Origin of the sequence: Devosia lacusdianchii, assembly GCF_022429625.1 — a bacterium.
Classification (GTDB): domain Bacteria; phylum Pseudomonadota; class Alphaproteobacteria; order Rhizobiales; family Devosiaceae; genus Devosia; species Devosia lacusdianchii.
In genome coordinates, this window is the sequence record NZ_CP092483.1 from 147536 (window position 1) to 173091 (window position 25556).

The following is a 25556-nucleotide window of genomic DNA, read 5'->3' on the forward strand; positions in this document are numbered from 1 at the left end:
ACGGCAATGAAGAAACTTCTGATCGGCGCCCTTGCAGGCGCAATGACCATGGCGGCTTTTGGCGGCGCCTGGGCACAGGAATCCGTTACGCTGCAGCTCAAATGGGTGACCCAGGGCCAGTTCGCCGGCTACTATGTCGCCCAGGCCAAGGGCTTTTATGAAGAAGAAGGCCTGACCGTCGAAATCAAGCCGGGCGGCCCCGATATCGCGCCCGAGCAGGTGATTGCCGGCGGCGGTGCCGATGTCATCACCACCTGGATGGCCGCCGGCCTTGCCGCCCGCGAACGCGGCGTGCCGCTGGTCAACATCGCCCAGCCGTTCAAGCAGTCGGGCCTGCTGCTCACCTGCCTCAAGGAGGCTGGCGTCGAGACCACGGCCGATTTCCCGGGCAAGACACTGGGCGTCTGGTTCTTCGGCAACGAGTATCCGTTCTATGCCTGGATGGCCAAGCTCGGCCTTTCCACCGAAGGCGGCGCCGAGGGCGTCGAAGTCCTGAAGCAGGCCTTCAACGTCGATCCGCTGATCCAGAAGCAGGCCGCCTGCATCTCCACCATGACCTATAACGAGTATGGTCAGGTGCTGAAGGCCGGCATCACCCCCGAAGAGCTGACCGTCTTCAACTACCGCGACGAAGGCGTCGGCATGCTCGAAGACGGTCTCTATGTTCTCGAAGAGAAGCTGGCCGATCCGGCTTTCGTCGAGAAGATGACCAAGTTCGTCCGCGCTTCGATGAAGGGCTGGGAGTATGCCCGCGCCAACCCCGAAGAGGCCGCTCAGATCGTCGTCGACAATGACTCGACCGGCGCCATGACGGTCGAAGACCAGCTCTACCAGGTCACCGAGATCAACAAGCTGACCGAAGGCTCCACCGGCGTGCTCGACGAAGCCGACTACCAGCAGACCGTCGATACCCTGCTCTCGGCCGTGTCGCCTGATAATCCGGCCATCACCAAGGCCCCCGAAGGCGCCTTCAGCCACGTCGTCACCGACGGGCTCTAGGCCCCAAGCCACAAGAATGCGAAAGGCGGGGAGCGATCCCCGCCTTTTTTATTCCCGTGGGAACGAATCCGCCCCGCCTTCGGTTGACCTTGCACTGCGTCAACCAGAAGAAGGCAAATCCCATGAACTCCATCATTTATCTCGTCGGTCTCGTGGTCATCGTCATGGCCATCCTGTCGTTCATCGGTCTCGCCTGAGAATTCCGATGGCAAGAGCAACAAGAACAACAACAGGAGCCGCCGCAATGACCATTGACGCGCCCGCGGGCGTCGCCGTTATCGAACAACCCGCCGCCAATCGCGATCAGTCATCGTATGTCGATTGGCCCGCTATTATCGCCGGCATCATCCTCGCCTCTGCCATCAGCCTGGTGCTGATCAGCTTCGGCTCCGCCGTCGGCCTCAACTTCCTCGACTTTGGCTATGGCGACGGTCCTAACCCGATCTTCGTCGGCATTGCTGCTGCATCCTGGTTCCTCTGGGTGCAGATTTCCAGCTTCATGGCCGGCGGCTACATCACTGGTCGCCTGCGCCGCCGCTACTTCGATGCCACCGAAGATGAAAGCGATCTGCGCGACGGTGCGCACGGGCTCCTGGTATGGGCCGGCGCGGCCATTCTAGGTGCCGTAATCGCTGTTGGCGGTATCGGTGCTGCGGCCAATGCGGTCGGCTCGGTTGCCGCAACCGCGACAACGGCGGCGTCGAACGTGGCGGAAGGCGCAGCCGACGCCCTCGATCCCAATGCCTACTTCATCGATACCCTGTTCCGTTCGACCCAGCCGGTCGACGCAGCAGCGGCACGTGGTGAGGCAGGCCGTATCTTCGCTCAGGCTGCATTGGGCGACGGTACTGTTGCCGAAGAAGATCGGACTTATCTCGCCAGCGTCGTGGCCGCCAATACCGGCATTGCGCCCGAAGAGGCCCAGGCCCGGGTCGACCAGGTGATCGCCAATGTGGAAACGGCGCGGCAGGAGGCCATCGAGGCCGCACGCATCGCCCGCAACACCACCATCATCGGCGCCTTCCTGCTCGCGGCTTCGCTGCTGGTCTCGGCCATCGGTGCGTTCTGGGCAGCCCAGAAGGGCGGCAACCATCGCGATCAGAACACCGTCTTCGCCGACGTGTTCCGCCGCTTCTAGGCCAGGCAAAGAAAGGACAACACCATGTTTCGTGCTCTCGGACTTTTTCTGCTCGGCGTGCCGATCTGGCTGATCATCATCATCGTGTTCTTCCTCCGCTGAGGAAGCCAAAGGCGGGGCGAAAGCTCCGCCTCTTTTGAATGTGCCGATGCGCAAGGCGATCAGTCGACCTCCCTCCCCCTTGTGGGGAGGGTGGCCCCGAAGGGGTCGGGTGGGGGTTCTCTCGGCAAGCGCAGAGCGTGCGGCCACCCCCCACCCTTGATCCCTCCCCACAAGGGGAGGGAGACGACTGAAAAGATTAGTTGAACACCCGGCGGCACTTGAACTGGCCGAACTCGACCCAGCCTGTCGCCAGGACTTCACCCCGAAAGCTGACCCAGCATTCATCGAGCGACACGGGCGAACCCGCCCCGGTCAGCAATACGGCATTGCCGTGGCGCACCGCCGTGGCCTGTTGTGCATCGAGCCGGATCTCCGGCAGGTCGATAAATCCGGCAGCCACCGGCTTCAGCAACGCATCCCGTTCTTCCAGCGACAACGCTTCGAGTTGGTCGATATCAAGCGCATCCCCATCATGGAACGGCCCGACCGCCGCGCGGTGCAACATGCTCACATGCCCGCGCGTGCCCAACGCCTCGGCAATATCGCGCGCCAGCGAGCGCACATAGGTACCCTTGCCGCACGTTACTTCGAGGATCGATCGATCCGTCCCGTGCTCGATGACGGCAATGGCGTCGACGTCGATCTCGCGCGGCTGCAGCTCCACGGCTTCGCCCGCCCGCGCCAGGTCATAGGCTCGCTCGCCATCGATCTTGAGGGCCGAATAGATCGGCGGACGCTGCAGAATGGTGCCGGTGAAATCAGGCAGCACCGCCTCCAGCGCCGCACGGTCCGGCCGCACATCCGAGGTCGCCACTACGGGCCCTTCGGCATCGTCGGTCGCGGTAGCGCTGCCCCATTGGATGGCGAAGCGATAGATCTTGGTCCCATCCTGCACCTGCGGCACGGCCTTTGTCGCTTCGCCCAGCGCGATCGGCAGGATCCCTGTGGCCAGCGGGTCGAGCGTACCGGCATGGCCGGCCTTGGCCGCGCCGAACAGCCAGCGCACCTTGCCCACTGCCTGGGTCGAGGTCATGTCATAGGGCTTGTCGAGCACTACCCAGCCCGAAATGGCGCGTTTGACGCGTTTTGGCGCGCTCAAGACTCTTCGCCGTCCTCGTCATCGAGGTCACGCCGGACCTTTTCCGAGCGCAGCAGGCTATCGATCCGCCCCGCTTCCTCGAACGTGTCGTCGACATAGAAGCGCACTTCGGGCGCGTATTTCATGTTGATCTGCGGCGCCACGCGCCCGCGCACGAACTTGCGGTGGCGGTTCAGCGCCGCGACGATTTCCTCGGCATGCTGCCCGCCCAGCGGCATCACATAGGCGTTGGCGATCTTGAGGTCCGGCGTCATCCGCACTTCGGGCACGGTGATGACGGCGCCATGCAGCGCATCATCCTCGATATCGCCGCGCGCGAACATGGCGGCCAGTGCGTGGCGCACCAGCTCGCCTACGCGCAGCATGCGCTGGCTCGGGCCGGTTGGCTTGTTGTCTTTGCTCATGGCGGGGAATTAGGCCCTCGCCGCGCCCGCGTCAATCCGCCAGCGTCAGGGCCGCTTCCTGCTGCATCTGTTGGGCGCGAGACTCCACCACCTCGGTGGTCACCGGCCACGTCTCGGGCTTGGACGGGTCGAACGCCTCCCCGCGCCATTCCTGATAGACGATGGCCACGCCCCGCTCCGATTTGCGGAACGCCATGATCATGACCTCGCCCTGGCCCGCATAGCCCTCGAGCCGGTCGAGATAGGCGCCGCACACAAAGCCGAGGGGGGCCAGGTCTTCGCCCTGATCTTCGCCAAACTGGAAGAAACCGGTGAGTTCGGGCTTGCAGGTCTGGCTATAGCCGAACATCACGGCGCGACGGTAATCGGTCAGCGGGCGGCTGGCTTCGAGCGTGATGCGGGCACCGTAAAGCGTCTTCCACAGCGCCTGGATTTCGCCCTTGGGGTAAATCTCCAGCAGCGCCTGGTTTTCATCCGACCGGAAGGTCATTTCCACCAGCGGCGCCACATTGCCCGAAAGGCGCTCGGCCGGGGTCAGCCAGTCGGGCAGCGGGAGCGAGAATTTGTGGCCGATGGCGTCGAGCACGAGCGCATTGCCCTCTTCGACAACCGGCGGTTCGCTGCGGATTTGTGCTAGCGCCGGGCTTGCCAGGATCGCAGTGGCCACGACCGCGCTCACAAGGCACGCAAACCTGCGGGTCATCTTCATCGCGGGGGTCTCCTCACCCGATAGCCAAGCTGGTTCGTGCCGGCTTCCCCCACAGAGCGCGGCGACAGCCGAGGAGTAGGCGTGAGTCCGGTTCGTTAGCAAGACCCGCCGCCCTGGAATCCAGCGATGAATCGAAAGATGCGTATTTGGCGCAACACTTGGCGTGCCGTCGGCGATCAGCCCCGCGGCACGCGGGCGCCGCCATGCGCGCCCTCGGGCAAAACCCGGTGCGGGGGTTGGTGCCCATCCATGAAGGCGCGGATATTGACGATGACCGTCTCGCCCATTTCGACACGCGCTTCCAGCGTCGCCGACGCCATATGCGCCGTCAGCACCACCCGGTTGGCTTCCGCCAGCGCCAGGAGGCGCGGATCGATGCCGCGCTTGTTCTCGAACACGTCGAGTGCCGCGCCGCTGAGGTGCCCGGCCTCGATTTCGTCGAGCAAAGCCACCTCATCCACCAGCTCGGGTCGGCTGACATTGACCACGAAGCTGCCCGGCTTCATCCGTCTCATCCGCTCGGCCGACAGGATGTGGAAGGTCTCGCGCGTGTGCGGCGTGTGCAGCGACACGATGTCGACCGCCTCAAGCATGGCGTCGAGATCGGGCCAGTACGTTGCCTCGAGCGGAGTCTCGATCGCCGGCGGGCGCCGGTTGCGCGAGAAGTAGTGAATATTGAGCCCGAACGCCTTGGCGCGCTGCGCAACCGCAGTGCCGATCCGCCCCATGCCGACAATGCCCAGCGCCTTGCCGCGCAACCGGTGGCCTAGCATCGAGGTCGGTGACCAGCCGGCCCACACCCCGTCGCGCACCAGCATCTGCGTGCCTTCGACCAGGCGTCGGGGCAAAGCCAGCATCAGCACCATGGCCATGTCGGCCGTGTCTTCGGTCAAAACACTCGGCGTATTGGTGACCGTGAGGCCGGCGGCCCAGGCGGCTTCGATGTCGATATTGTCGACGCCATTGCCGAACTGGGCGATCATCCGCACCGATTTCGGCAACTGGGCGATCAGCGCGGCATCGATCTTGTCGGTGATCGAGCTCACCAGCACGTCCTTGCCCTCGAGCCCGGCGATGATGTCGTCGCCGGTGAGGGTTACATCCGCTTCGTTGACATCGGCTTCGAACAGCGTGCCCATGCGCGCCTCTATGCTTTCGGGCAGGCGCCGCGTCACGAGGATTTTGGGTTTCTGGCTAGGCATCAGGTCCGCGGGCGAGGGCCGCTTGCATGTGGAAAACCCCACCCTTCAGCGACCATTAAGGATATGGCGCTAGTGATAGGGCAATTCCATTCCTTCTGCAAAGTCATGTTTGACGAGACCCGGCGCCGCGGCATCAGCCCTCATTTTCAAGTCTTTTTCCGCTGTCTCTGCTGGCTGCTGGTAGCCCTGACTCTGCTGGCGCCGCCGGCCTTTGCCCAATCGGACAACCCCAGCGGCCTGCCGCTGCCGCGCTTCGCCACCACCCGCTCCGAACCCATCAATGTGCGTGTCGGGCCCGGCACCAAATACGATGTCGCCTGGACCTATCTCAAATCCGGCATCCCGGTCGAAATCGTCCAGGAGTTCGACACCTGGCGCAAGATTCGCGATGTCGATGGCACCGAGGGCTGGGTGCATCAGAACCTGCTCTCCGGCGTGCGCGCCGGCTATGCCACCCCACTCATGGCCAATGGCGAGATTGCCCTGCGCGCCAGCCAGTCCGATGACGCAGCCCCGCGCGCTCGTCTTGGCGCCGGCTACAAGGTGACCATCAAGCAGTGCGACGGCACTTGGTGTGAAGTGACGGCGACCCACCAGGAGCAGAACCGCTCCTCCACCTATTCCGGCTATCTGCGCCAGGAAGAGCTCTGGGGCGTCTACCCCGACGAAGTGTTCGACTAGGTCCTACCCCATCTCTGCCAGGGCATTGCTCACCTGCCGGGCCACCCGCACAGCGTGGTCCTGCTTGGGGCAGGTGGCGCAATAGCGATCCGGGTCGATGAGGTAGTCGAGGCAGCACCCCTTGCGCTTGACGATCAGCAATTCCCGCCCATCCGGCACCGCCACGGCTTCGAGGTCGCCTTGCCCGGTCAGCCCCAGCACAGCCAGCCACCGATCCGAATAGGCGCGGAGTTCGTCCGGTCCCAGATCGTGCCGCTTCTGCCCCAACCAGACCATCAGCGTCAGCATGCGGTCGGCAAACAGCCGCCGCGCCGGTAGCGGCTTGAGTTTGACCAGGCTGTTGACCTCGATCAGCATCTGCGCCGCCATGGCCTTGAGCTGCTCGCCGGCAGTGTCGATCATTGTCTCCACCGGACCGCTGCTTTGCGGCCCCGGTGGCAGGCGATAGCCGTCGACATAGATGCCGCGCCGCCGCTGCGTGAGCCCTGCAAGGTCAGGCACACCGCCATGCAGGTGCGCGGCAATGACCGCCAGATAGGCCGGCTGCCAGATCAGGTTGGTCCACATCCGCACCGCCCAGAAAGCCGGCCCGGCCTTGGGATAGGTCGCGACAAGCGCGGCATGCAACTCAGCCAGAACAACGGAATTGTCGCCGCCGGTGCGATACCAGCCCGCACGTGCCGTGCCCGGCTCGCCCTTCATGAAGCCGGTGCGCTCCGCCGCCGTCGCGATGAGGCGCGTCGTCTGGGCATCGGCCTGGTCTTGCGGAAAGAGGAACGAGCGGGTCATGGCCGCTTCTAGCGCTCCCGCTGCCCGGAGGAAAGACCGCAGCATGACGGTCGAAACCGGGTCGCCGCCAGCCCCGCTTCAGCTCAATGTCGCGCGACGCAAAGGAGCCTCAGAAAATGCAAATCGAAACGCCCCGCCGCTTGCCCTCCGGTTTCGTGCGGCTGGGCTGGTCTACTCTGTCGGCCCAATCCGCCGAGCAGATCGGGCTGGCCGCGGCGCCACTGGCGGCGGTGCTGCTGCTCAATGCCGGCCCGGCCGAAACCGGACTGTTGCAGGCGGCGCAGACGCTGCCCTTCCTGCTCTTCGCCATTCCGGCGGGCCTCATCGTCGATCGCGCCTCGCGCAAGGGGCTGATGGCAGGCGCTGAATTGCTGCGCGCCGCAGCGCTCGCTTGCATCCTGCTGCTGGTTTTCTCGAGCACGTTGAGTTTGCCGCTGCTGGCCGCATTGGGCTTTGTCGGAGCCCTGGGCACGGTGTGCTTTACCGTAGCCGCCCCGGCGCTCGTTCCGGCCCTGGTCCCGCGGCCGCAGCTCACCCGCGCCAACCGCTGGCTCGAGCTGGCCCGTAGCGCAGCCTTCGTCGCCGGCGCGCCGATTGGTGGCGCCATTGTCGGTTGGGCCGGAGTTCCGCTCGCCTATGCCCTGGCGACAGCGCTTGCCCTGATGGCCGCCGGCCTTCTTGTCGGCATTGCTGAGCCGTCGCGCGAGCTGCCGCCGCCGCGCCATCCCTTGCATGATCTGCGCGAGGGCCTGCAGTTCGTCTCGCGGCACGCCTTGCTGCGCCCCATCGTCATGACCGCCATCGTCTTCAACGTGTCCTGGTTTGTCCTGCAGGCCGTGTTCGTTGCCTATGCCGTGCGCGATCTGGGCGTCGGCGCCACGGGTGTTGGCCTGATCCTGGGCACCTATGGCCTCGGCATGTTCGTCGGCGCCAGCGCCGTGCCCCTGATCGAGCGATACATGCCTCTGGGCGCCATGATCGTCATCGGACCATTCTGCGGTCTGCTGGGAGCGAGCCTGCTGCTGCTGACGCTTTGGATACCAAGCGGCTTCCTGGCTGCGGCGGGCTATTTTCTGTTTGGCTGCGGACCGATGATCTGGACCATCACCACGATCTCGCTGCGTCAGTCAGTGACGCCGCAAACCATGCTTGGTCGCGTGTCGGCCCTGGTCACAACGGGTACGACCGGCGCCGCTCCGGTCGGTGCGCTGCTGGGCGCGTTCCTCGCGGCGCATTGGGGCGTTGCCGCCTGTCTTGCCGTAGCGGTTGTCGGCTTTGCCGGGCAGTTTGCCATCATTGCCGCGTCGCGTGTCCCGCAACTCGAGGCCTTGCCGGAACCCGCCTGAGCGAAAAAAAGGCCGCCGGATCGCTCCGGCGGCCTGGTGTTTAGGCCTTGAGGATCTTGAAGCGGTAGAGCAACCCCCCGATCGCGCCGCCGACCAGTGGCGCCACGATGAAGAGCCACAGCTGCGCCAGCGCATTGCCGCCGACCAGCACGGCCGGGCCGAAGCTGCGCGCCGGATTGACCGATACGCCGGTGACCTGGATGCCGACCAGGTGGATGGCGACCAGGGTCAGGCCGATGGCGAGGCCGGCAAAGCCCGGCGAGGACTTCTCGCCGGTCGATCCCAGGATCACCACGACGAAGATGGCAGTGAAGACGATCTCGAAGATCAGTGCCGCGACCATCGTGTAGCCGCCGCCATAGCCTTCGCCCCAGCCATTGACGCCAAGGCCGCTGGCATTGCTGCCGGCAATGGCCAGCAGGATAAGCGCGCCGGCCAGCGCACCGGCAAACTGGGCGATCCAGTATTGGATCATCTCGCTTGCCGACATGCGGTTATCGAGAAAGGCGCCCAGGCTCACCGCCGGGTTGATGTGGCAGCCCGAAATCGGGCCGATGCCATAGGCCATGGCGACGATGGCGAGGCCGAAAGCCAGTGAAAAACCGACCTGGCCGATGGCATCGCCGCCAAGCACGACCGAGCCGCAGCCAAACAATACCAGCACCGCCGTGCCGATGAACTCCGCGATTAATTTGTTCATGACGCTCAAAACTCCAAAGAGGCTTCCCCAAGCGTCCGAATCAGACGCCAGCAAAGTCATCCTTCCTGCGGCGACTCGCCGCAGGCAAGGGCTCAGAGTCCTGAGAGCACAGAGTTTTAGGCGGCGGCGCGGGCCGCTTCGATGGTCTTGCGCACCGCCTCGACATCGGTGAGCGTGATTTCATACTCGCGCTCGATGGCGGTACCGCCCATGCCGACATGCGGGTTGCGGAAATCCATGCCGCTCTTGATGGTCTTGAGCGCAGCGAAGTGCATCTCGTCGACGCCGGTGGCCGTGCGCACTCGAGCAATATTATCGGCATCGAGTGCGCCGCAGGCCATGATGACGATGCGGCCATCGGCAATGGCGGCGGTGTCCTTGAGAATGTCGATGCCTTCGATCGCGGTGTCGCGCTGGCCGCTCGTCAGCACCCGGTCGACGCCGCAGCGGATCAGCGCTTCGATGGCTTCGCGGTAGTCGCGCGTCATGTCGAAGGCGCGGTGGCAGGTCACCTTCATCGGGCGGGCGGCATCCACCAGCGCCTTGGTCCGGGCTTCGTCGATCCGCCCGTCGGGCGTCAGGCAGCCGATCACCACGCCGACCACGCCCATGTCGCGCAGCGCCTTGATGTCTTCCAGCATGCTCTGGAATTCGAGCTCGGAATAGAGGAAGTCGCCGCCGCGCGGTCGGATGATGACGTGGAACGGGATGGTGCCGACGCGCAGCGCCTCGCGGACCACACCCAGGCTCGGCGTCAAACCGCCCTCGAGCAGGCTGGCACAGAGCTCCACGCGGTCTGCACCCGCTTGCTGCGCGGCAACGAGACCGTCGATCCCTTCGACACAAATCTCGATCTTGAACGGGTGCTTAGGCATGAGTGGTCTCCGATTGGTATTGCATTGGTAGTGCCATCGCGCTTGGTCGGCAAGCCCAATGTAGCGCGCGATCCGTAGACTCCCCAGCCGGTATCGGGATTCGATCCTAGACGCTCGATTATCATCCGTTGGCCATGGCGGCGCCATGCTGCGCGGGAGGAGGATTGTCATGCGCACCCCCGCTGCCTGGGTCCGCGATAACAGCGGCACCTCGGCTGTCGAATTCGCCATACTCACACCGGTGTTCCTGCTCCTGCTCACCGGCATGCTGGCCTACGGCATCTATTTCGGCGCCGCCCACTCGCTTCAGCAGCTGGCGGCCGACGCTGCCCGTACGGCGATCGCCGGACTCAACGAAACCGAGCGCAATAGCTTGGTCAGGACCTTTCTCGACGGCAATGCTGGCGACTACATGCTCATCGAGCGCAACCGGCTGAGCTTCACCATCGGCGACAAGCCGGGCGATCCGAGCCAGTACCGCGTCACCCTGCGCTATGATGCCTCCCAGCTGCCGATCTGGAATCTCTATCCGCCGCTGCCGCTGCCCAGCGCCGAGATCGCCTATAGCTCCACCATTCGCCGGGGCGGTCTATGATCTGGAGGCGTTTCCGGCGCGATGCCAGGGGCAATATCGCGGTGCTCTTTGCTCTCGGCTTTGCCGTCTCGGCAGTGGTCGGCGCCGTCGCCGTCGACGCTGCCTCGCTCTATCACGAGCGCCGGATGATCCAGAACGGCGTCGACCTGGCGGCCTTGGCAGCCGCCTCCGATCCGGCGCAGGCTTTGGCCATCGCCGAAGCGTCGCTGGTCGAGGCCGGCTTGTTGCCGGCAGGCTCCACCGACGGGTTGAGCGTGGTCACCGGTCACTATGACCCCAATCCGGCCACCGCGGCCGCGCTGCGTTTCACGCCTGGCCAGACGCCGCTCAATGCGGTCCAGGTGGGGTTCGAGCGACCCGGCTCCCTGCATTTCGCCCGCAGCTGGACGCAATCGCCCACCATCGGCGCGACGGCGATTGCTACGGTGACGCCGCAAGTGTCCTTCTCCATCGGCTCGCGGCTCGCCAGCCTCAGCGGCGGCGTCGCCAATGCCGTGCTCAATAGTCTGCTCGGCACCAGCGTGGCGCTGACCGCGCTCGACTATAACGGGCTCGTCGGCGCCAAGGTCGACGCCTTCCGCTTTCTCGATGCCCTGGCGATCGAGCTGGGCGTCTCGGCTGGCACCTATAATGACCTGCTCGGCATGAGCGCCCATCACGGCAAGTTGGCTGCGGCGCTGGCCAGCATCCTGACCGGTGCCGAGCGTACGGCGGCGCTCAAGCTGGCCGCGGTGGCCGGCCACAATGGCGTCGTGCCGCTGGGCAAGCTGTTCAAGCTCGGCAAGTTCGGCGATTTCGATATCGGCTCCAGCGGAGCCGAGGGTCTGTTCACCAGTATTTCGGCGCTCGACCTGCTCGCCGCCAGTGCCGGCCTCAGCGATGGCAACCGGCAAGTGGCGCTGTCGCTCACTGCCGGCGTGCCGGGCCTGCTCGGACTCGATGTCAGCCTTGCCGTCGGCCAGCCGCCACAGGGTGGTTCCTGGTATGCCATTGGCCCATCCGGGACGGTGGTGCGCACCGCGCAGGTGAGGCTGCGCGTTGTCGCCACCGTTTTGGGAACCGGCGCCCTGGTCGGGGCCCCCATCCGCCTGCCCCTCTATGTCGAGGTGGCGCATGCCGAAGCCATTGTAGGCGCCGCCACCTGTCCGGCTGGTATCGACAAGTCGGGTACGGCGACCATACTCACCCGGCCGGGCGTGCTGCGCGTTATGGTCGGCGAGGTTACGCCCGCAAGCTTCGGCAATTTCAATACTACCCCCAGCGTCGGCCTCGCCAAGCTGGTCGAGGTGAAGCTCTTGGGCCTGACCCTGCTAGAAGTGCTGGCCTCGTCGGTCGTCGAGGTCGCCCAGACCACGCCGGTCCCGCTGAGCTTTTCGGCCCCCGACATCGCAGCTCGCACGGTCAAGACCGCCAAAACCACCACCGTCGTTTCGTCCCTGACCAGTTCCCTCCTGGGCAATCTCAACCTGCAGGTGCCCATTCTTGGCCTGGGTCTGAACCTGTCGAGCCTCGGTGTGTTGCTCAAGGCCATCCTGTCGCCAGTGGCCCCCACGCTTGATCTTACCATCAATCGTCTGCTCGAGGCGCTGGGCCTGGCCGTTGGCGAGGCCGATGTCCGCGTCTATGGCGTCCGCTGCTCCAATCCCGTACTGGTTGGCTAGCTTCCAGCAGCGAGCGCTTTGCACCAGTCATAGAGCATGGGCGGTTCCAACTCCGGCCGATTGCCCTCGATGTCACCCAGCACGGATTCCATCTGCAATTGCACGTCGTCTACTCGCAAATACAGCGCAACCGGATCGCAGCCGCGCGCCAGTTGTAGCGCCGGATCGCCAACTTCGCCGACGACCTCGCCGTCGCGCTCCACCCAGCCCTGCACATCAGAGACGCTGCCTTGCGGGTCTACGGTGATCCAGGCATTCCTCTGGCCATAATCGCCGCCTTCTTCGCCCGTCGCGTTAATCAGCGGAGCCCGAAAACTGGTGGAGATATTGGCAAGGCTGCCATCGGGCCGGTAGCACCAGCGTGTTTGCTCCAGCGCAATGCCATCGATGGAGCGCGTCGTCACCAGCAAGGACGCGGTTGCGTCGAAACGACCATCGTAGAACGAGAAACTATCGCCATAGCCGCCGCCGAAGTCTCGGTTCCAGCCGAGCGAGCCGCGACCTTGAGAGGCCTCCTTGCAGGCATCCCAATCGGTCCAGTCGATAGAAAAATCCGATGGGGGGCTCATCAGCAGCACGTCCAGCTCCTGCGCCCGGCTTGGGGCGCTCACCAGTGCAATCAGAACGACGCCGGCGGCAATGCGGTGGGTCATCAGAACCTCCTTTTCGATCGGATAATCGGGCGCCGCACGACATGGGTCAAGAATCCCTCTTGACCCATTACGTTAGTGTGCTACAAGACTACTACACTACATAGGCGCAACACATGGATGACTTTCACACCAGCCAGCCGATCTTCATACAGATCCGGCAGCGGCTTACCGAGATGATCCTTCGCGGTTCGGTTGACGAAGGCGAGGCTTTGCCATCGGTCCGGCAGATCGCGGCCGACCTGTCGGTCAATCCATTGACGGTGACCAAGGCATTCGAAGCGCTGGTCGATGTCGGCGTAGTCGAAAAACGAAGAGGGCTAGGGATGTTCGTAAAAACCGGAGCGCGAGCTGAATTGCTCGCCCATGAACGCGACAAGTTTCTGAAAGAGGACTGGCCGCGCATCGTCGCCCAGATCAAGGCGCTCGACCTCGATCTCAAGTCCCTTCTGACCAGTTCCATTGCCACCCAGGGGCAGACCCATGAATGAGCTTTCGCTGGCGGCACAGCCGCAAACCGTTGAACCCATCGTTTCCGCCCGTGGCCTGCGCAAGAAGTTCGGCCGCAAGGAAATCCTGCACGGCCTCGATTTCGACATTCCGCCCGGCCGCATCTATGGCCTGATCGGCCACAATGGCGCCGGCAAGACCACGACGCTCAACGCTATGCTGGGCCTCACCAATTGCGAGGGCACCATCCGCGTTCTGGGCGAAGACCCCTTCGCCAAGCGCGCCAAGCTGATGGAGAATGTTGCCTTCATTTCCGACGTGGCCAGCCTGCCGCGCTTCCTCAGGGTCCGCGAGCTCTTCGCGCTGCTCTCCAACATCCACCCCAATTTCAGCCAGGATAAGGCGCGCAGCTTCCTCGAAGGCACCGACATCAAGCCGGAGATGAAGGTCAAGCACCTCAGTAAGGGCATGGTCGCTCAGCTTCACCTGGCGGTGGTAATGGCGATCGACGCCAAGCTGTTGGTGCTCGACGAACCCACGCTCGGCCTCGACATCACCTACCGCAAGCGCTTCTACCGCCGGCTGCTCGAAGACTACATGACCGAGGAGCGCACCCTGCTCATCACCACCCACCAGGTGGATGAGATCGAGTTCATGCTGTCAGATATTATGTTCATCCGCGATGGCGAGCTGATCCTCCACATGCAGATGGAAACCGTGAACGACAAGTTCACCCAGCTCGTGGTCAACGATCCCGAAGCGCAAGCTGCCGCCCGTGCCTATGGCCCGGTCTATGAGGAAACCCGCTTCGGCCAGACCGTCATGATCTTCGACGGCGTCGATCGCAATCTGCTCGATCCGTTCGGCAAGCTCTCGACTCCCACTCTGTCCGACCTTTTCGTCGCCCTGATGCAGCGGCCGACAGCCAATCCGGAGCCGGCCCAATGAAGGCGTCTATCGCACTCGTCCACCGCGAGTTCATTGAACACAGGGGTGCCTTCCTCATCGGCCCCCTGATCCTGGTAGGAATCCTGTTCGGCGCCACCATCCTGGCCTTTACCGTCGGCCGCCTCGACATGCGCTTCTCCGGCGCCATGGCGACGGTTGCCCCCATGCGGGTCTACGAGGTCGGCTTCCTCGGCTTCGGCCTGGCCTGGTCGCTCTATCTGATCGCAGTGCTGTTCTTCTACTGCGCCGACGGCTTCGCCGCCGACAAGCGCAACAATGCCATGCTGTTCTGGAAGTCGATGCCGGTCTCCGATCTCAAGGTGCTGCTCACCAAGCTGGGCGCTGCCCTGACCATCCTGCCCGGCGTCGTCTATGCCGTTGCTTTGTTGAGCGGCTTGCTGCTGTTCGGAGTCGCCTTCGTCACCACGCTGATCAACGGCACCGGCAATGTCGCCTTCCTCGGCTCTATCGCCGGCGTCTATGGTCAGGTTGCCCTAGCCATCCTGGCGGTGCTGGCCTGCGGCCTGCTCTGGTATCTGCCCTTCATGGCCCTGGTTGGTGCCATGGCGACGGCCGTAGGCCGCTGGGCCATCCCGATCTCGCTGCTGCTGCCGTCGCTGATTTCGACCATGGAATGGGTGACGCTTGGCGGCTTCCATCCCTTCGTGACCAAGAGCTGGGAGTTCTTCGAGTATCGCGCCTCGCTGCCGGCGACGCCCTATGCCGATGCCTGGTTCGGCTCGAACCGACCCTTCGATGCCATGGCCTTCACCACCGATCTGATCTCTCACATGGATTGGCTCCAGGTCGGTATCGGCGCTGTTTTCGCCCTGGTGGTGATCTATATCGCTAGCGAGTACCGCCGCCGCGTCAACGACAATTGACCTCAGGCCAATCTTGCCGGCATCTGTGCCGCCGCGACCCCAAACCGCGGCGGCATTGCCGTTGGAGATAGCATGCGTGTCCTCGTCGTCCTCGCCCATCCGCTGGGCGACAGCCTCAATGCCCACCTCGCCGATACGGCCATTGCCGCCCTTGCGGCGCGCGGCGCCGAGATCGACCGGCTCGACCTCTATGCCGAGGATTTCGCTCCGGCGCTGACGGCCGACGAACGCAGCCGCTATTACAGCACGCCACAGCCGGAACCGGCCATCGTGGCGCTGCAGGCGCGCTTGGCCGCCGCCGATGCGCTGGTGCTGGTCTTTCCCACCTGGTGGTTCTCGCTCCCCGCCATCCTCAAGGGTTGGTTTGATCGGGTCTGGTCGCCCGGCCTCGCCTTTGCTCAGGGCACGCCGATCAAGCCGCTGCTCACCAATCTGCGCTCCTGCCTCGTGCTCACCACGCTCGGTTCGCCCTGGTGGATCGATCGACTGGTGATGCGCCGGCCTGTTCGCCGCGTCCTAAAGACCGCCCTGCTCGGCGCCTGCGCCCCCAAGGCCCGCTTCCACATGCTCTCGCTCTACGCCGCAGAGAGCGTCAATGCCGACACCGTCGCCCGCCATCGCCAGCGCATCGTGGAGGCAGCTGCGAAGCTGTAGTTAAGGCCCCCTCCCACCGGACCGTGCCGCTATCGCCCCTCCCCAGTGGGGGGAGGGACCTGGGATTTCGCCTCTACGCCACAGAGTCCTGCGAAAGCGGGAGCCTCCGTTTTCTGGCGCCGCAAACAGAGGTAATGACCCGGTGGTCATCAATTCCCCAGGCAGCCGGCGTGAATACAAAGCAGGCTCGCCGACCAGCCTTACGGCGCCGTCGCAGCTACGTACCAACGCCACCCTCCAGCCTCTCCTCACCCCGCTACGCACCCCACCATAACTCCCGCTTGACAAAATCAAACTAGACGGTCTAGTTCTATAGTCATCACATGGAGCGATGTCATGGAACAGAACACCTCTCATCTCACCTGCGCTTGCGGTGCCTTTCACCTGGATCTGCACGCTACGCCGATCATCACCACCGAATGCCACTGCGATAGCTGCAAACAGGCGGCCGGCCGGCTGGCCGCCCTGCCGGTGTCACAGCCGATGCAGATGAATGATGGCGGCACCCATTACGTCCTCTACCGCAAGGATCGCGTTACCTTCCCCGCCGGAACCGATACCCTGCGCGAGTTCCGCCTGGGCGCCGACTCTTCCACGCGCCGCGTCGTGACCGCGTGCTGCAACACCCCGGTTTTTCTCGAGTTCAAGGGTGGCCACTGGCTGAGCCTTTACGGCAATCTCTGGGATGAAAGCCGGCGACCCGCCATCGAGCTGCACACCATGGTCCCCAAGGGCGCAAATGTCCCCAACGACGTGCCATCCGGCGCATGGGCCACTGCCGGATTCTACGGCAAGTTGCTCATCGCCTGGATCGCCATGGGCTTCAAGGTTCCCGCCATAGCCATCAGCGGCGCGGTCAAGGCCTAAGCCTCGACCGCCGCCAGCGGGAAGGTCAGCGTAAACGTGGTGCCGGGGCCGCCCGTGCCATAGCTGGCCTTGCCGCTGATCTGGGCGCTAAGCCCCAGGATCAGCCGGCTGCCCATGCCCTTGCCGGCGCTGGCCGGATCAAACCCGCAGCCATTGTCGGCAATGCTGAGGCGACCAATCCCACCTTCGGTCAGGCTCAGCTCGATCGTCAGTCGCGGTTCGACCGTGTCCGCAAAAGCGTATTTGAGCGCGTTGGACACCACCTCGTTGATGATCAGTCCCAGCGGCATGGCATGCTCGCGGTCGATCACCATCGGCACGGTGTCATAGCGCACCGCCACCGGCCGGCCATAAGCCGAGACCAGGTTGTCGACAATGGCGGGCACATAGCCGGCCATGTCGACATCGGCGAACTGGTCGCTACCGTAAATATGCTCATGCACCGCCACCATGGCGCCGATCCGGTTGGTCAGCGCCAGCTTGCTCTCGGTATTGCCCTTTTGCAGGTTGATCAGCGACACCACCGATTGCAGGTTGTTCTTGACGCGGTGGTGTACCTCACGCAGCAGCAGGCTGTTGGTTTCGGCCAGCTTGGCCAGCCGCTCGCGCGTCTCTGCCTGCCGCCGCAGCAGGCCCGCAACGACGAAGGCGGCATAGACCAGCACCAGCGCCACCGGCACCACGACGATAAGGCCCGACGAGATGTTGCGGTAGAAGGTGGCAAGCGCCGCCTCCGTGCTGAGCGAGGCCAGCGCCACCAGATTGGTGCCCGTCACGGTCTCATAGCCGACAATGCGATGCACACCGTCGGCCGGCGAGGTCGCCTCATAGGTACCCGAGGACGCTTTCGGCAGGTAATCGGTGAACAGCACATATTGGCTGAGATCGAGCGGACCCTCGGGCAGCGGAAACCGCGACACCAGCATGCCGTCACTGCGAAACAGGCCCACCGTCGACTTCGCGTCGAGGTTGAGCGAGCGCCAGACCTTTTCCATCAGCTCCGAATTGAACGACAGGATGGCCGCCCCGGCGAACTGCCCATTTCGCTCCAGCCGTTTGCTGACGGCGAAGATCTGCTCGCCATTGAGCCGGCTGACCATCAGCGAGGCGGTAAAATAGGCCGCTCCGTCGCGCACCCCGGCATAATATTCGCGGTCGGTGACATCGATCGGCTGGAATTGCGGATCGGTGGTCAGCAGCGTCTGGCCGTTGCTGTCGACCACGTAGATTTTGGGCTTGCCCGGCAGTGTCGCCACCGCGTCGCTCAGGATCTGGGCCGCATTATCGGGCAGGGCGGTGAAATCGTCGCCCATGGTGTCGTCGACGCGCCGCAGCACCTGCCGCGCGCTCTCCATCACCCATTCGATATTGGTGGCGACCACCTGGGCCGACATGCCGGCCTGATCGCCGATGCGATCGCGGGTCTCCCCGTAGGATCGCCAGATCAGCAGCGCCGTCCCGGCGATGAAAAACAGCAGCAACAGGATGATAAGGCCCGTGGCAAGCTTGTCGGCGCGCGGAAGTCGCGCGTCGCTGCGTGCCTGCTCTAGCTCGTTCGCATCCTGGGCCTGCCGCATCAGCCCGCCGTCCCTCTGCGTCGTCATGGACGCGCGTGACGAACGCTATCAGCACAGAGCCATCATTGCCTAGAGGCTTGGCGCCGCAAGCTTCTTTCAATCGGTGAAAGCGCGGTAGATTTGCTATTGCGAATGATTTGCAACTAGACTAATGCTGTGTCGTCCCGATCTGGAGTAGCTGATGCATCGCCGCCTGTTCTCTGTTCTTGCCCTTTCGGCCGCGCTGGCCGCATCGTTTCCCGCTCTCGCTCAGGATCGTATCAAGGCCGTCACCACCTTCACCATCATCGCCGATATGGCGCGGAACGTGGCTGGCGACGCCGCCGATGTCGTTTCGGTCACCAAGCCCGGCGCCGAGATTCACAATTACCAGCCCACCCCTGGCGACCTGATCGCCGCCCAGGACGCCGATCTCATCCTGTGGAACGGGCTCAACCTCGAGCAATGGTTCGAGCAGTTCCTCGCTAATCTGGGCGACGTGCCCTCCGCCATTGTCACTGATGGCATCGAGCCCATGGGCATCGGCGAGGGGCCCTATGAGGGCAAACCCAATCCGCATGCCTGGATGTCGCCATCAGACGCGCTTGTTTATGTCGAGAACATCCGCAAGGCCTTCGTCGCCGTCGATCCGGCCAACGAGGCGACCTATAATGCCAATGCGGCCGCCTATTCGGCCGAGATCACCGCGACCGTGGCCCCGATCAGGGCCGCGCTCGATGCCATTCCCGAGGAGCGCCGCTGGCTTGCCAGTTCCGAGGGCGCCTTCAGCTACCTGACTCGCGATTTCGGCCTGAGGGAACTCTACCTCTGGCCCATCAATGCCGACCAGCAGGGCACGCCGCAGCAGGTTCGTCACGTGATCGACGAAGTGCGCGCCAACAATGTTCCGGCCATCTTCTCGGAGAGCACCATTTCCTCCAAGCCCGCCGAGCAGGTCGCCCGCGAAACCGGCATTAAGTATGGCGGCGTGCTCTATGTGGACTCGCTGTCGGAACCCGACGGCCCGGTGCCGACTTACCTCGATCTGCTTTCAGTCACCACGACCACCATCGTACAGGGCCTGACGCCATGAACGACATCTCGACGCCCGGCCTCGCGGTCAGCGACATTACTGTCGCTTACCGCAACGGCACCACCGCCATGAAACATGCCAGCTTCACCATTCCGCGCGGCTCCATCACCGCGCTGGTCGGCGTCAACGGCTCGGGCAAGTCGACCCTGTTCAAGGCCATTATGGGTTTCGTGCCGCTGGCGGGTGGCTCGGTCGAGATCCTGGGCATTCCCGGCAAGCAGGCGCTGAAGCGCAATCTCGTCGCCTATGTCCCCCAGTCCGAGGATGTCGACTGGAACTTTCCGGTGCTGGTCGAGGATGTGGTGATGATGGGTCGCTACGGCCACATGAGCATGCTGCGCCGCCCCCGCAAGATCGACCACGACATGGTCACCTCCGCCCTCGAGCGGGTGAACATGCTCGAATTCCGCCATCGGCAGATCGGCGAGCTCTCTGGCGGGCAGAAGAAGCGCGTCTTCCTCGCCCGCGCCCTGGCGCAGGAAGGGCAGGTGATCCTGCTCGACGAGCCGTTTACCGGTGTCGACGTCAAGACCGAGGATGCCATTGTCGCCCTGCTGCGGGACCTGCGCGACGAGGGCAAGGTCATGCTGGTCTCGACGCACAACCTGGGCTCGGTCCCCGAATTCTGTGACCGCACCGTGCTGGTCAAGGGCACGGTCCTGGCCTCCGGCCCGACCAGCGAAATCTTCACCCGCGAATGGCTCGAGGAAACCTTCGGCGGCGCGCTGCGCCATTTCGTCCTCGCCGGCGCCGGCCTCCACGATGACGACGATCCGCGTCACATCTCGGTGCTGACCGACGATGAACGACCGCTGGTCATGTACGGCGAAAAGGGCAAGATGACCACCAAGCAGTCCGATCCGGTCGAACCCAAATGATCGAAACGCTGCTCCAGCCTTTTTCCTATGGCTACATGATCAACGCCATCTGGGTCTCGGCCCTTGTCGGCGGCGTCTGTGCATTCCTCTCGTCCTACCTCATGCTCAAGGGTTGGTCGCTGATCGGCGATGCCCTGAGCCACTCCATCGTCCCCGGCGTCGCCGGTGCCTATATGCTGGGCCTGCCGTTTTCGCTCGGCGCCTTCTTCTCAGGCGGGCTCGCCGCGGGGGCCATGCTGTTCCTCACCCAGCGAACCAAGCTCAAGGAAGATGCCGTCATCGGGTTGATCTTCACCGCCTTTTTCGGCCTCGGCCTGTTCATGATTTCGCTGTCGCCCACCTCGGTAAACATCCAGACCATCGTCATGGGCAATATCTTGGCCGTTACGCCCGAGGATACGCTGCAACTGGTGATTATCGCGGTCGTGACGCTGGCCGTGATGTTCGTCATCTGGAAGGACCTGATGGTCACCTTCTTCGACGAAAGCCATGCCCGCTCCATCGGCCTCAATCCACCGCTGCTGCGCGTGGTCTTCTTCACCCTGCTGGCCGCCTGCACCGTCGCCGCCATGCAAACTGTCGGCGCCTTCCTCGTCATCGCCATGGTGGTGACTCCCGGCGCCACCGCCTATCTGCTGACCGACCGCTTCCCGCGACTCATCCTCATCGCCATCGCGGTCGGCACCCTGTCCTCCGCCATCGGCGCCTACATTTCCTTCTTCCTCGATGGCGCCACCGGCGGCGTCATCGTCGTGCTGCAGACCGTCGTCTTCCTTCTCGCCTTCATCTTCGCGCCCAAGCACGGCCTGCTCGCCGCCCGGCGCAAGGCTGCAGCGGAGATCGCGTCATGAGCGACTTCCTCACCTACGCGCTCTGGCCGTTCCAGTTTCCGTTCATGACCTCGGCCATGCTGATCGCGGTCATGGTCGCCATACCCACGGCCTTGCTCTCTTGCTTTCTCGTTCTTAAAGGCTGGTCGCTGATGGGCGACGCCATTTCCCACGCCGTGCTCCCCGGCGTGGTGCTGGCCTATATCGTCGGCCTGCCGCTGGGCATCGGCGCCTTCGCCGCCGGCATGGGCTGCGCGCTCTCGGTCGGCTATCTCAAGGAAAACAGCCGCATCAAGGAAGACACTGTGATGGGCGTGGTCTTTGCCGGCCTCTTCGGCCTCGGCATTGTGCTCTACACCTCGATCCAGACCGATGTGCATCTCGACCACATCCTCTTCGGCGACATCCTCGGCGTGTCGCCCGGCGACCTGATCCAGACCGGCATCATCGCCCTGGTAGTGACGTTGATCGTGTCAGCCAAATGGCGCGACCTGCTGCTGTTCACCTTCGATCCGCAACAGGCCGGCGCCATCGGCCTGCCGGTTCGTGTGCTGCACTATGGCCTGCTCGCCTTGCTGTCGCTGACCATCGTCGCCGCCCTCACCGCCGTCGGCATCGTGCTGGTCATCGCCCTGCTGGTCGCCCCCGGCGCCATCGCCTACCTGATCAGTAAGCGCTTCGCCCCGATGATGCTCATTGCGGTCGCCGTGTCGGTCGTGAGCTCCCTCGTCGGCATCTATGCCAGCTTCTTCATCGACAGCGCCCCGGCACCCACCATCGTCCTGCTGATGAGCGCGACGTTTGTGGTGACGTTCATCGTGACCACCATGCGGAGGCCGGCGGCCGTCACCGCTTGACCTGCAAACCAGATCGTCACCCCCGGGCTTGACCCGAAGGCTCTACGCAAGTGCATCACCCTCGGGTCAAGCCCGGGGGCGATGTCCCGTGGTAGGATCACTTCTCCCCCTTATCCCCGCCCCCAAAGTTCAGCCGGATACTCCTCGCCAAAGGAGATCACCCCATGGACCACACACCCCGCCTGACCCTCCCCTTCATCATGCCCGGCCAGGCGCAAAAGCACATCACCCACAACGAGGCCATCCAGGCGCTCGATGCCCTGGTGCAGCCATCAGTCGAAAGCCGCGCCGTCACCGCGCCGCCGACGACGCCCCTGCCGGGCGAGGCCTGGCTGGTGCCAGCGGGCGCCACCGGCGCCTGGGCTGGCCACGCCGACGAGATCGCCGCCTGGCAATCGGGCGCCTGGAGCTTCTACGATCCCGCGCCCGGCTGGCAGATCTACGTCAAATCCGACAAGACCCAGCTCGTTTTCGACGCCGGTGCTTGGGCACCCCTGGCCTCGCTCGCCTCCGGCCTGCCACGCCTGGGCATCAACACCACGGCCGATGCCACCAATCGCCTCGCCGTCGCCGCGGCGGCAACCCTGCTCACCCATGCGGGCAACGGCCACCAGGTCAAGATCAACAAGGCCGCTGCGGGCGATACCGCGAGCCTGCTCTACCAGACCAACTGGTCCGGGCGCGCCGAGATGGGGCTGGCCGGCGACGACAACTGGCGGCTGAAGGTCAGCCCCGACGGCTCCACCTGGGTCAATGCCCTCACCGTCAACGCCGCGACTGGTGCCGCGACGGTTGCCGCCACCTTCCGTCCCGCCACGGATAATGCCATGACCCTTGGCGCATCAGGCGCCCGCTGGTCCGCCGTCTGGGCCGCCACCGGCACTATCCAGACCTCCGATGCCAGGCAAAAGACCGATATCGCCCCCTCCGATCTCGGCCTCGATTTCATCTTGGGGCTCAATCCGGTCAAATACCGCTGGTCTGTTGGCGGCAATGAGGACGGCGCATCGCGCCCCGGCCGCCGCACCCACTATGGGCTGCTCGCCCAGGAGGTGCAGGCTGTGCTGGGACCGCGCGACTTTGCCGGCCATATCCTGGCCGACCCCGACGACCCCGACAGCGAACAGGGCCTGCGCTACGACGCTTTCATCGCCCCGCTGATCGCGGCCATCCAAACCCTGGCGGCGCGGCTTGATGCACTCGAACAGCCCTAGGCCCGCAGGCCCTGCAACAACGCGAACAGGGCCAGCCGATAGTCATCCATCTCCTCCACCGGCACTGTTGCCGCCCGGTCGAACATGGCGCCGAACAGATGCGCCATGGCGACCACGGGCACCGGTTTCAGCGCGCCCGCGGCGACCGCATCCTCCAGCCCGCAGATCAGCGTATTGAGCCCGTGCCGCATGTCGATCTCGTTGAGCACCGCGCGGCCGAGCACGGCTGGCGCGTCGATCACCAAGATCTGCCGCCGCCCAGGGTCGCGCATGGCCGCGAGGAAGGCCAAGCCACCGGCTGCCAGCAGCGATACTGGATCGCTCGATCCGGTCGGCGTTGCCGTCTCGATCATCTTGGCCACATCGGCATGCTCCTGCTCCACCACCGCGGTGAACAGGGCCGTCTTGTCGGCGAAGTGGTGGTAAAGCGCCCCGCGCGTCACCCCCGCCGCCGCCACGATTTCCGGCGTTCCCGTCCCCGCATAGCCCTTCTCGGCAAAGAGGGCCCTGGCCGCCTGCAGCAGCGCTCCCCGCGTTTCCGCACGGCGCTCCGACTGCGTGCGCCTATTTTCCTGTTGCATACATGCTGCCTGTATGTTAGATCGAAGTTACATACATGCAGAATGTATCAAACGTTCGGCTTACACAAGGAGAAATGATCATGATGAAGATGCTGGCGCTCTATCCCCTGCTGCTGGTGCCCGATGTCGAGGCCACGGCTCAGTTCTACGAACAGAACCTCGGTTTCACCCGCGTGTTCTCAAGCGACTGGTATGTCCACCTGCGTTCGCCCGCCGATCAGGTCTATGAGCTCGCCGTGATCCACTACCAGCACGACACCATCCCCGAAGTCTCGCGCAAGCCCACTTCTGGCCTGCTGCTGAGTTTCGAAGTGGCCGACTCTGCCGCCGAACACGCCCGCATGCTGGCCGCCGGCGTCGAGATCGTTCAGCCGCTGCGCGACGAGGTCTTCGGCCAGCGTCACTTCATCGCCAGCGATCCCAACGGCATCCTGCTCGACATCATCACCCAGATCGAACCCGATCCGGAATGGCTCAAGGCTCAGGGCCAGTAGCACGACCGTGATCCCCGGCACGTCGCCGGGGATTGCCCCTCCTTCGCAAAGATTCTCATCTGCCCGCTTGGCGTCGCCGCCCCTCCCGGATAGTCTGAGGCACGTACATCTGGGAGGATCCGCGCATGAGCGGCAAACGCCTCGGTATCGGCTTTATCGGTACCGGCAATATTTCGTCGGCCTATCTGCGGGCCATTCTCGGCCACGAAAACATGGCCGGCTTTCCGGTTCTCGATATCAAGGCGCTGGCCGACATGCGGCCCGAGGCGTCGCAGGCGCGCGCCGCCGAATTCGGCCTCAAATCCATGTCCATCGACGACATGCTTGCCGATCCCGAGATCGCCCTTGTCATCAATCTCACCATTCCACGCGCCCATGTCGAGGTGGGACTCAAATGCCTCGCCGCCGGAAAGCACGTCTATTCCGAAAAGCCGCTGGGCATTACCTATGCCGAGGGCCGCACGCTGCTCGACGCCGCCAACAAGGCGGGCCTGCGCATCGGCTCGGCACCAGATACTTTCCTCGGTGGTTCACACCAGCAGGCCCGTGCGGTTGTCGACAGCGGCGCCCTCGGCCAGATCGTCGGCGGCACCGCCTTCATGCAGGTGCCAGGCCACGAAGCGTGGCATCCCGATCCTGCTTTCTACTACGATATCGGCGGCGGCCCGGTGCTCGATATGGGCCCCTATTACATCACCGATCTGGTCAACCTGTTCGGCCCGGTCGCCCGGGTTTCAGCTATGTCCTCGCGGCTGCGCAACCAGCGCCCCGTCCTGTCCGAGCCCAAGCAGGGCCAGATCATGGACGTCAAGGTCGATACCCACGTCACTGGGTCACTCGGCTTCGCCAATGGTGCTATCGTCCAGGTCGGCATGAGCTTTGACGTCCCGGCCCACAAGCATGTGCCGCTCGAACTCTACGGCACCGAGGCCAGCCTCATCGTCCCCGATCCAAACTTCTTCGGCGGCGAGGTTGAACTGCGCAAACGCGGTCGCGACGAGACCTGGACGCCGGTGCTGGTGACCCAGCCCTATGCCGATGGCAATTATCGCTCGCTCGGCGTCGCCGACATGGCGCAGGGCATTCTCGACAACCGCCCGCACCGCGCCAATGGCGACCTGGCCCTCCACGTCCTCGAAGTCATGGAAGCCTTCGCCACCGCCTCGCGCGAAGGTCGCACTATCGACATCAAGACCCCGGTTACCCGCCCGGCGCCGCTGGCCGACTCGCTGCGCGACGGCCGCATCTGACGCGGGGATGGCAGATCGGACCGGACTGGGCTAAAGCACAGTCCGGCCCA

At 64.2% G+C, this 25556-nt stretch carries 28 protein-coding genes; 18 read left to right on the plus strand and 10 right to left on the minus strand.

Translation table 11 applies throughout. The features are described from left to right. Positions 1-6: 6 nt before the first annotated feature. Positions 7-999 (plus strand): ABC transporter substrate-binding protein, encoded by a 993-nt coding sequence (locus MF606_RS00740; RefSeq protein ID WP_240231526.1) that lies wholly within the window; start codon positions 7-9, stop codon positions 997-999. Between the two features lie 244 nt (positions 1000-1243). Next, complete coding sequence (locus tag MF606_RS00745; RefSeq protein WP_240231528.1) at positions 1244-2137, plus strand: 6TM ABC transporter family protein; 894 nt, start codon at positions 1244-1246, stop codon at positions 2135-2137. 298 nt (positions 2138-2435) lie between these two features. Here the strand turns inward: MF606_RS00745 and truB are convergent, their stop codons facing one another. The 4 genes from truB to MF606_RS00765 all read right to left on the minus strand — a co-directional run bounded on the left by truB (position 2436) and on the right by MF606_RS00765 (position 5653). After that, complete coding sequence (gene truB, locus MF606_RS00750; protein WP_240231530.1) at positions 2436-3338, minus strand: tRNA pseudouridine(55) synthase TruB; 903 nt, start codon at positions 3336-3338, stop codon at positions 2436-2438. Further along, the gene (gene rbfA, locus MF606_RS00755; RefSeq protein WP_240231532.1) at positions 3335-3742 is read right to left on the minus strand and encodes a 30S ribosome-binding factor RbfA; all 408 of its coding nucleotides are present in this window, start codon (positions 3740-3742) and stop codon (positions 3335-3337) included. Before rbfA ends, truB begins: the two co-directional genes overlap by 4 nt. A gap of 31 nt (positions 3743-3773) precedes the next feature. Then, positions 3774-4409, minus strand: a complete 636-nt coding sequence (locus MF606_RS00760) for a hypothetical protein (RefSeq protein ID WP_240231534.1) — start codon at positions 4407-4409, stop codon at positions 3774-3776. 218 nt (positions 4410-4627) lie between these two features. Continuing rightward, positions 4628-5653: a 2-hydroxyacid dehydrogenase gene (locus MF606_RS00765; protein ID WP_240231536.1), complete on the minus strand. Its 1026-nt coding sequence runs from the start codon at positions 5651-5653 to the stop codon at positions 4628-4630. 105 nt (positions 5654-5758) lie between these two features. Between MF606_RS00765 and MF606_RS00770 the strand changes: the two genes are divergently transcribed. After that, entirely contained in the window at positions 5759-6334 is a 576-nt protein-coding gene (locus MF606_RS00770) for an SH3 domain-containing protein (protein ID WP_240231537.1), read from the plus strand. A 3-nt stretch (positions 6335-6337) separates the two neighbouring features. Here MF606_RS00770 and MF606_RS00775 read toward each other — a convergent pair whose 3' ends face one another. Next, a complete protein-coding gene (locus tag MF606_RS00775) occupies positions 6338-7123 on the minus strand; it encodes a siderophore ferric iron reductase (protein ID WP_240231538.1) in 786 nt (261 codons plus the stop codon). Between the two features lie 116 nt (positions 7124-7239). Here MF606_RS00775 and MF606_RS00780 point away from each other — a divergent pair, with 116 nt between their 5' ends. Next, positions 7240-8469, plus strand: coding sequence for an MFS transporter (locus MF606_RS00780; protein ID WP_240231539.1), 1230 nt, complete (start codon positions 7240-7242; stop codon positions 8467-8469). A gap of 40 nt (positions 8470-8509) precedes the next feature. Here MF606_RS00780 and MF606_RS00785 read toward each other — a convergent pair whose 3' ends face one another. Beyond that, positions 8510-9169, minus strand: coding sequence for an aquaporin (locus MF606_RS00785; RefSeq protein ID WP_240231540.1), 660 nt, complete (start codon positions 9167-9169; stop codon positions 8510-8512). A 116-nt stretch (positions 9170-9285) separates the two neighbouring features. After that, positions 9286-10044 carry a copper homeostasis protein CutC gene (locus MF606_RS00790; protein WP_240231541.1) on the minus strand — a complete coding sequence of 253 codons (759 nt, stop codon included), beginning with the start codon at positions 10042-10044 and terminating at the stop codon, positions 9286-9288. A 169-nt stretch (positions 10045-10213) separates the two neighbouring features. Here MF606_RS00790 and MF606_RS00795 point away from each other — a divergent pair, with 169 nt between their 5' ends. Together MF606_RS00795 and MF606_RS00800 are read left to right on the plus strand one after the other, a co-directional pair. Further along, positions 10214-10639 carry a TadE family protein gene (locus tag MF606_RS00795; RefSeq protein WP_240231542.1) on the plus strand — a complete coding sequence of 142 codons (426 nt, stop codon included), beginning with the start codon at positions 10214-10216 and terminating at the stop codon, positions 10637-10639. Beyond that, positions 10636-12300 (plus strand): TadG family pilus assembly protein, encoded by a 1665-nt coding sequence (locus tag MF606_RS00800; RefSeq protein ID WP_240231543.1) that lies wholly within the window; start codon positions 10636-10638, stop codon positions 12298-12300. Before MF606_RS00795 ends, MF606_RS00800 begins: the two co-directional genes overlap by 4 nt. Here MF606_RS00800 and MF606_RS00805 read toward each other — a convergent pair. Further along, a complete protein-coding gene (locus tag MF606_RS00805) occupies positions 12297-12953 on the minus strand; it encodes a hypothetical protein (protein ID WP_240231544.1) in 657 nt (218 codons plus the stop codon). The genes MF606_RS00800 and MF606_RS00805 overlap by 4 nt on opposite strands. Before the next feature lie 113 nt (positions 12954-13066). On the opposite strand from MF606_RS00805, the gene MF606_RS00810 reads away from it, so the two are divergent. The 5 genes from MF606_RS00810 (at position 13067) to MF606_RS00830 (ending at position 16753) form a co-directional block, all read left to right on the plus strand. Then, entirely contained in the window at positions 13067-13441 is a 375-nt protein-coding gene (locus MF606_RS00810) for a GntR family transcriptional regulator (RefSeq protein WP_240231545.1), read from the plus strand. Further along, a complete protein-coding gene (locus MF606_RS00815; protein ID WP_240231546.1) occupies positions 13434-14348 on the plus strand; it encodes an ABC transporter ATP-binding protein in 915 nt (304 codons plus the stop codon). Before MF606_RS00810 ends, MF606_RS00815 begins: the two co-directional genes overlap by 8 nt. Further along, complete coding sequence (locus MF606_RS00820; RefSeq protein ID WP_240231547.1) at positions 14345-15232, plus strand: hypothetical protein; 888 nt, start codon at positions 14345-14347, stop codon at positions 15230-15232. Before MF606_RS00815 ends, MF606_RS00820 begins: the two co-directional genes overlap by 4 nt. A 72-nt stretch (positions 15233-15304) precedes the next feature. After that, entirely contained in the window at positions 15305-15886 is a 582-nt protein-coding gene (locus tag MF606_RS00825) for an NAD(P)H-dependent oxidoreductase (protein ID WP_240231548.1), read from the plus strand. A 336-nt stretch (positions 15887-16222) separates the two neighbouring features. Further along, positions 16223-16753 (plus strand): GFA family protein, encoded by a 531-nt coding sequence (locus MF606_RS00830; RefSeq protein ID WP_240231549.1) that lies wholly within the window; start codon positions 16223-16225, stop codon positions 16751-16753. On the opposite strand, the gene MF606_RS00835 is transcribed toward MF606_RS00830, so the two are convergent. Next, the gene (locus tag MF606_RS00835; protein ID WP_240231550.1) at positions 16750-18357 is read right to left on the minus strand and encodes a sensor histidine kinase; all 1608 of its coding nucleotides are present in this window, start codon (positions 18355-18357) and stop codon (positions 16750-16752) included. The genes MF606_RS00830 and MF606_RS00835 overlap by 4 nt on opposite strands. Positions 18358-18511: 154 nt before the next feature. Between MF606_RS00835 and MF606_RS00840 the strand changes: the two genes are divergently transcribed. The 5 genes from MF606_RS00840 (at position 18512) to MF606_RS00860 (ending at position 23181) form a co-directional block, all read left to right on the plus strand. Next, positions 18512-19402 carry a metal ABC transporter substrate-binding protein gene (locus tag MF606_RS00840; RefSeq protein ID WP_240231551.1) on the plus strand — a complete coding sequence of 297 codons (891 nt, stop codon included), beginning with the start codon at positions 18512-18514 and terminating at the stop codon, positions 19400-19402. Then, positions 19399-20280 (plus strand): manganese/iron ABC transporter ATP-binding protein, encoded by an 882-nt coding sequence (locus MF606_RS00845; RefSeq protein ID WP_240231552.1) that lies wholly within the window; start codon positions 19399-19401, stop codon positions 20278-20280. Before MF606_RS00840 ends, MF606_RS00845 begins: the two co-directional genes overlap by 4 nt. Then, positions 20277-21131: a metal ABC transporter permease gene (locus tag MF606_RS00850; protein WP_240231553.1), complete on the plus strand. Its 855-nt coding sequence runs from the start codon at positions 20277-20279 to the stop codon at positions 21129-21131. The genes MF606_RS00845 and MF606_RS00850 overlap by 4 nt, the downstream gene beginning before the upstream one ends. Next, positions 21128-21967, plus strand: coding sequence for a metal ABC transporter permease (locus MF606_RS00855; protein ID WP_240231554.1), 840 nt, complete (start codon positions 21128-21130; stop codon positions 21965-21967). The genes MF606_RS00850 and MF606_RS00855 overlap by 4 nt, the downstream gene beginning before the upstream one ends. A 164-nt stretch (positions 21968-22131) precedes the next feature. Further along, the gene (locus tag MF606_RS00860; RefSeq protein ID WP_240231555.1) at positions 22132-23181 is read left to right on the plus strand and encodes a DUF2793 domain-containing protein; all 1050 of its coding nucleotides are present in this window, start codon (positions 22132-22134) and stop codon (positions 23179-23181) included. Here the strand turns inward: MF606_RS00860 and MF606_RS00865 are convergent. After that, positions 23178-23762 carry a TetR/AcrR family transcriptional regulator gene (locus MF606_RS00865; protein WP_240231556.1) on the minus strand — a complete coding sequence of 195 codons (585 nt, stop codon included), beginning with the start codon at positions 23760-23762 and terminating at the stop codon, positions 23178-23180. The two genes, MF606_RS00860 and MF606_RS00865, sit on opposite strands and share 4 nt — an antisense overlap. An 80-nt stretch (positions 23763-23842) precedes the next feature. On the opposite strand from MF606_RS00865, the gene MF606_RS00870 reads away from it, so the two are divergent. Beyond that, positions 23843-24256, plus strand: a complete 414-nt coding sequence (locus MF606_RS00870) for a VOC family protein (protein ID WP_240231557.1) — start codon at positions 23843-23845, stop codon at positions 24254-24256. Positions 24257-24381: 125 nt separating this feature from the next. Next, positions 24382-25506 carry a Gfo/Idh/MocA family protein gene (locus tag MF606_RS00875; protein WP_240231558.1) on the plus strand — a complete coding sequence of 375 codons (1125 nt, stop codon included), beginning with the start codon at positions 24382-24384 and terminating at the stop codon, positions 25504-25506. The last annotated feature ends 50 nt before the right edge of the window (positions 25507-25556 follow it).

Bases quoted from the DNA above. Each gene is read 5' to 3' on its own strand.
- MF606_RS00740 (WP_240231526.1), top strand. From the start codon at position 7: ATGAAGAAACTTCTGATCGGCGCCCTTGCAGGCGCAATGACCATGGCG.
- MF606_RS00745 (WP_240231528.1), top strand. From the start codon at position 1,244: ATGACCATTGACGCGCCCGCGGGCGTCGCCGTTATCGAACAACCCGCC.
- rbfA (WP_240231532.1), bottom strand. From the start codon at position 3,742: ATGAGCAAAGACAACAAGCCAACCGGCCCGAGCCAGCGCATGCTGCGC.
- MF606_RS00765 (WP_240231536.1), bottom strand. From the start codon at position 5,653: ATGCCTAGCCAGAAACCCAAAATCCTCGTGACGCGGCGCCTGCCCGAA.
- MF606_RS00770 (WP_240231537.1), top strand. From the start codon at position 5,759: ATGTTTGACGAGACCCGGCGCCGCGGCATCAGCCCTCATTTTCAAGTC.
- MF606_RS00775 (WP_240231538.1), bottom strand. From the start codon at position 7,123: ATGACCCGCTCGTTCCTCTTTCCGCAAGACCAGGCCGATGCCCAGACG.
- MF606_RS00780 (WP_240231539.1), top strand. From the start codon at position 7,240: ATGCAAATCGAAACGCCCCGCCGCTTGCCCTCCGGTTTCGTGCGGCTG.
- MF606_RS00785 (WP_240231540.1), bottom strand. From the start codon at position 9,169: ATGAACAAATTAATCGCGGAGTTCATCGGCACGGCGGTGCTGGTATTG.
- MF606_RS00790 (WP_240231541.1), bottom strand. From the start codon at position 10,044: ATGCCTAAGCACCCGTTCAAGATCGAGATTTGTGTCGAAGGGATCGAC.
- MF606_RS00795 (WP_240231542.1), top strand. From the start codon at position 10,214: ATGCGCACCCCCGCTGCCTGGGTCCGCGATAACAGCGGCACCTCGGCT.
- MF606_RS00800 (WP_240231543.1), top strand. From the start codon at position 10,636: ATGATCTGGAGGCGTTTCCGGCGCGATGCCAGGGGCAATATCGCGGTG.
- MF606_RS00805 (WP_240231544.1), bottom strand. From the start codon at position 12,953: ATGACCCACCGCATTGCCGCCGGCGTCGTTCTGATTGCACTGGTGAGC.
- MF606_RS00810 (WP_240231545.1), top strand. From the start codon at position 13,067: ATGGATGACTTTCACACCAGCCAGCCGATCTTCATACAGATCCGGCAG.
- MF606_RS00815 (WP_240231546.1), top strand. From the start codon at position 13,434: ATGAATGAGCTTTCGCTGGCGGCACAGCCGCAAACCGTTGAACCCATC.
- MF606_RS00820 (WP_240231547.1), top strand. From the start codon at position 14,345: ATGAAGGCGTCTATCGCACTCGTCCACCGCGAGTTCATTGAACACAGG.
- MF606_RS00825 (WP_240231548.1), top strand. From the start codon at position 15,305: ATGCGTGTCCTCGTCGTCCTCGCCCATCCGCTGGGCGACAGCCTCAAT.
- MF606_RS00830 (WP_240231549.1), top strand. From the start codon at position 16,223: ATGGAACAGAACACCTCTCATCTCACCTGCGCTTGCGGTGCCTTTCAC.
- MF606_RS00835 (WP_240231550.1), bottom strand. From the start codon at position 18,357: ATGACGACGCAGAGGGACGGCGGGCTGATGCGGCAGGCCCAGGATGCG.
- MF606_RS00840 (WP_240231551.1), top strand. From the start codon at position 18,512: ATGCATCGCCGCCTGTTCTCTGTTCTTGCCCTTTCGGCCGCGCTGGCC.
- MF606_RS00845 (WP_240231552.1), top strand. From the start codon at position 19,399: ATGAACGACATCTCGACGCCCGGCCTCGCGGTCAGCGACATTACTGTC.
- MF606_RS00850 (WP_240231553.1), top strand. From the start codon at position 20,277: ATGATCGAAACGCTGCTCCAGCCTTTTTCCTATGGCTACATGATCAAC.
- MF606_RS00855 (WP_240231554.1), top strand. From the start codon at position 21,128: ATGAGCGACTTCCTCACCTACGCGCTCTGGCCGTTCCAGTTTCCGTTC.
- MF606_RS00860 (WP_240231555.1), top strand. From the start codon at position 22,132: ATGGACCACACACCCCGCCTGACCCTCCCCTTCATCATGCCCGGCCAG.
- MF606_RS00865 (WP_240231556.1), bottom strand. From the start codon at position 23,762: ATGCAACAGGAAAATAGGCGCACGCAGTCGGAGCGCCGTGCGGAAACG.
- MF606_RS00870 (WP_240231557.1), top strand. From the start codon at position 23,843: ATGATGAAGATGCTGGCGCTCTATCCCCTGCTGCTGGTGCCCGATGTC.
- MF606_RS00875 (WP_240231558.1), top strand. From the start codon at position 24,382: ATGAGCGGCAAACGCCTCGGTATCGGCTTTATCGGTACCGGCAATATT.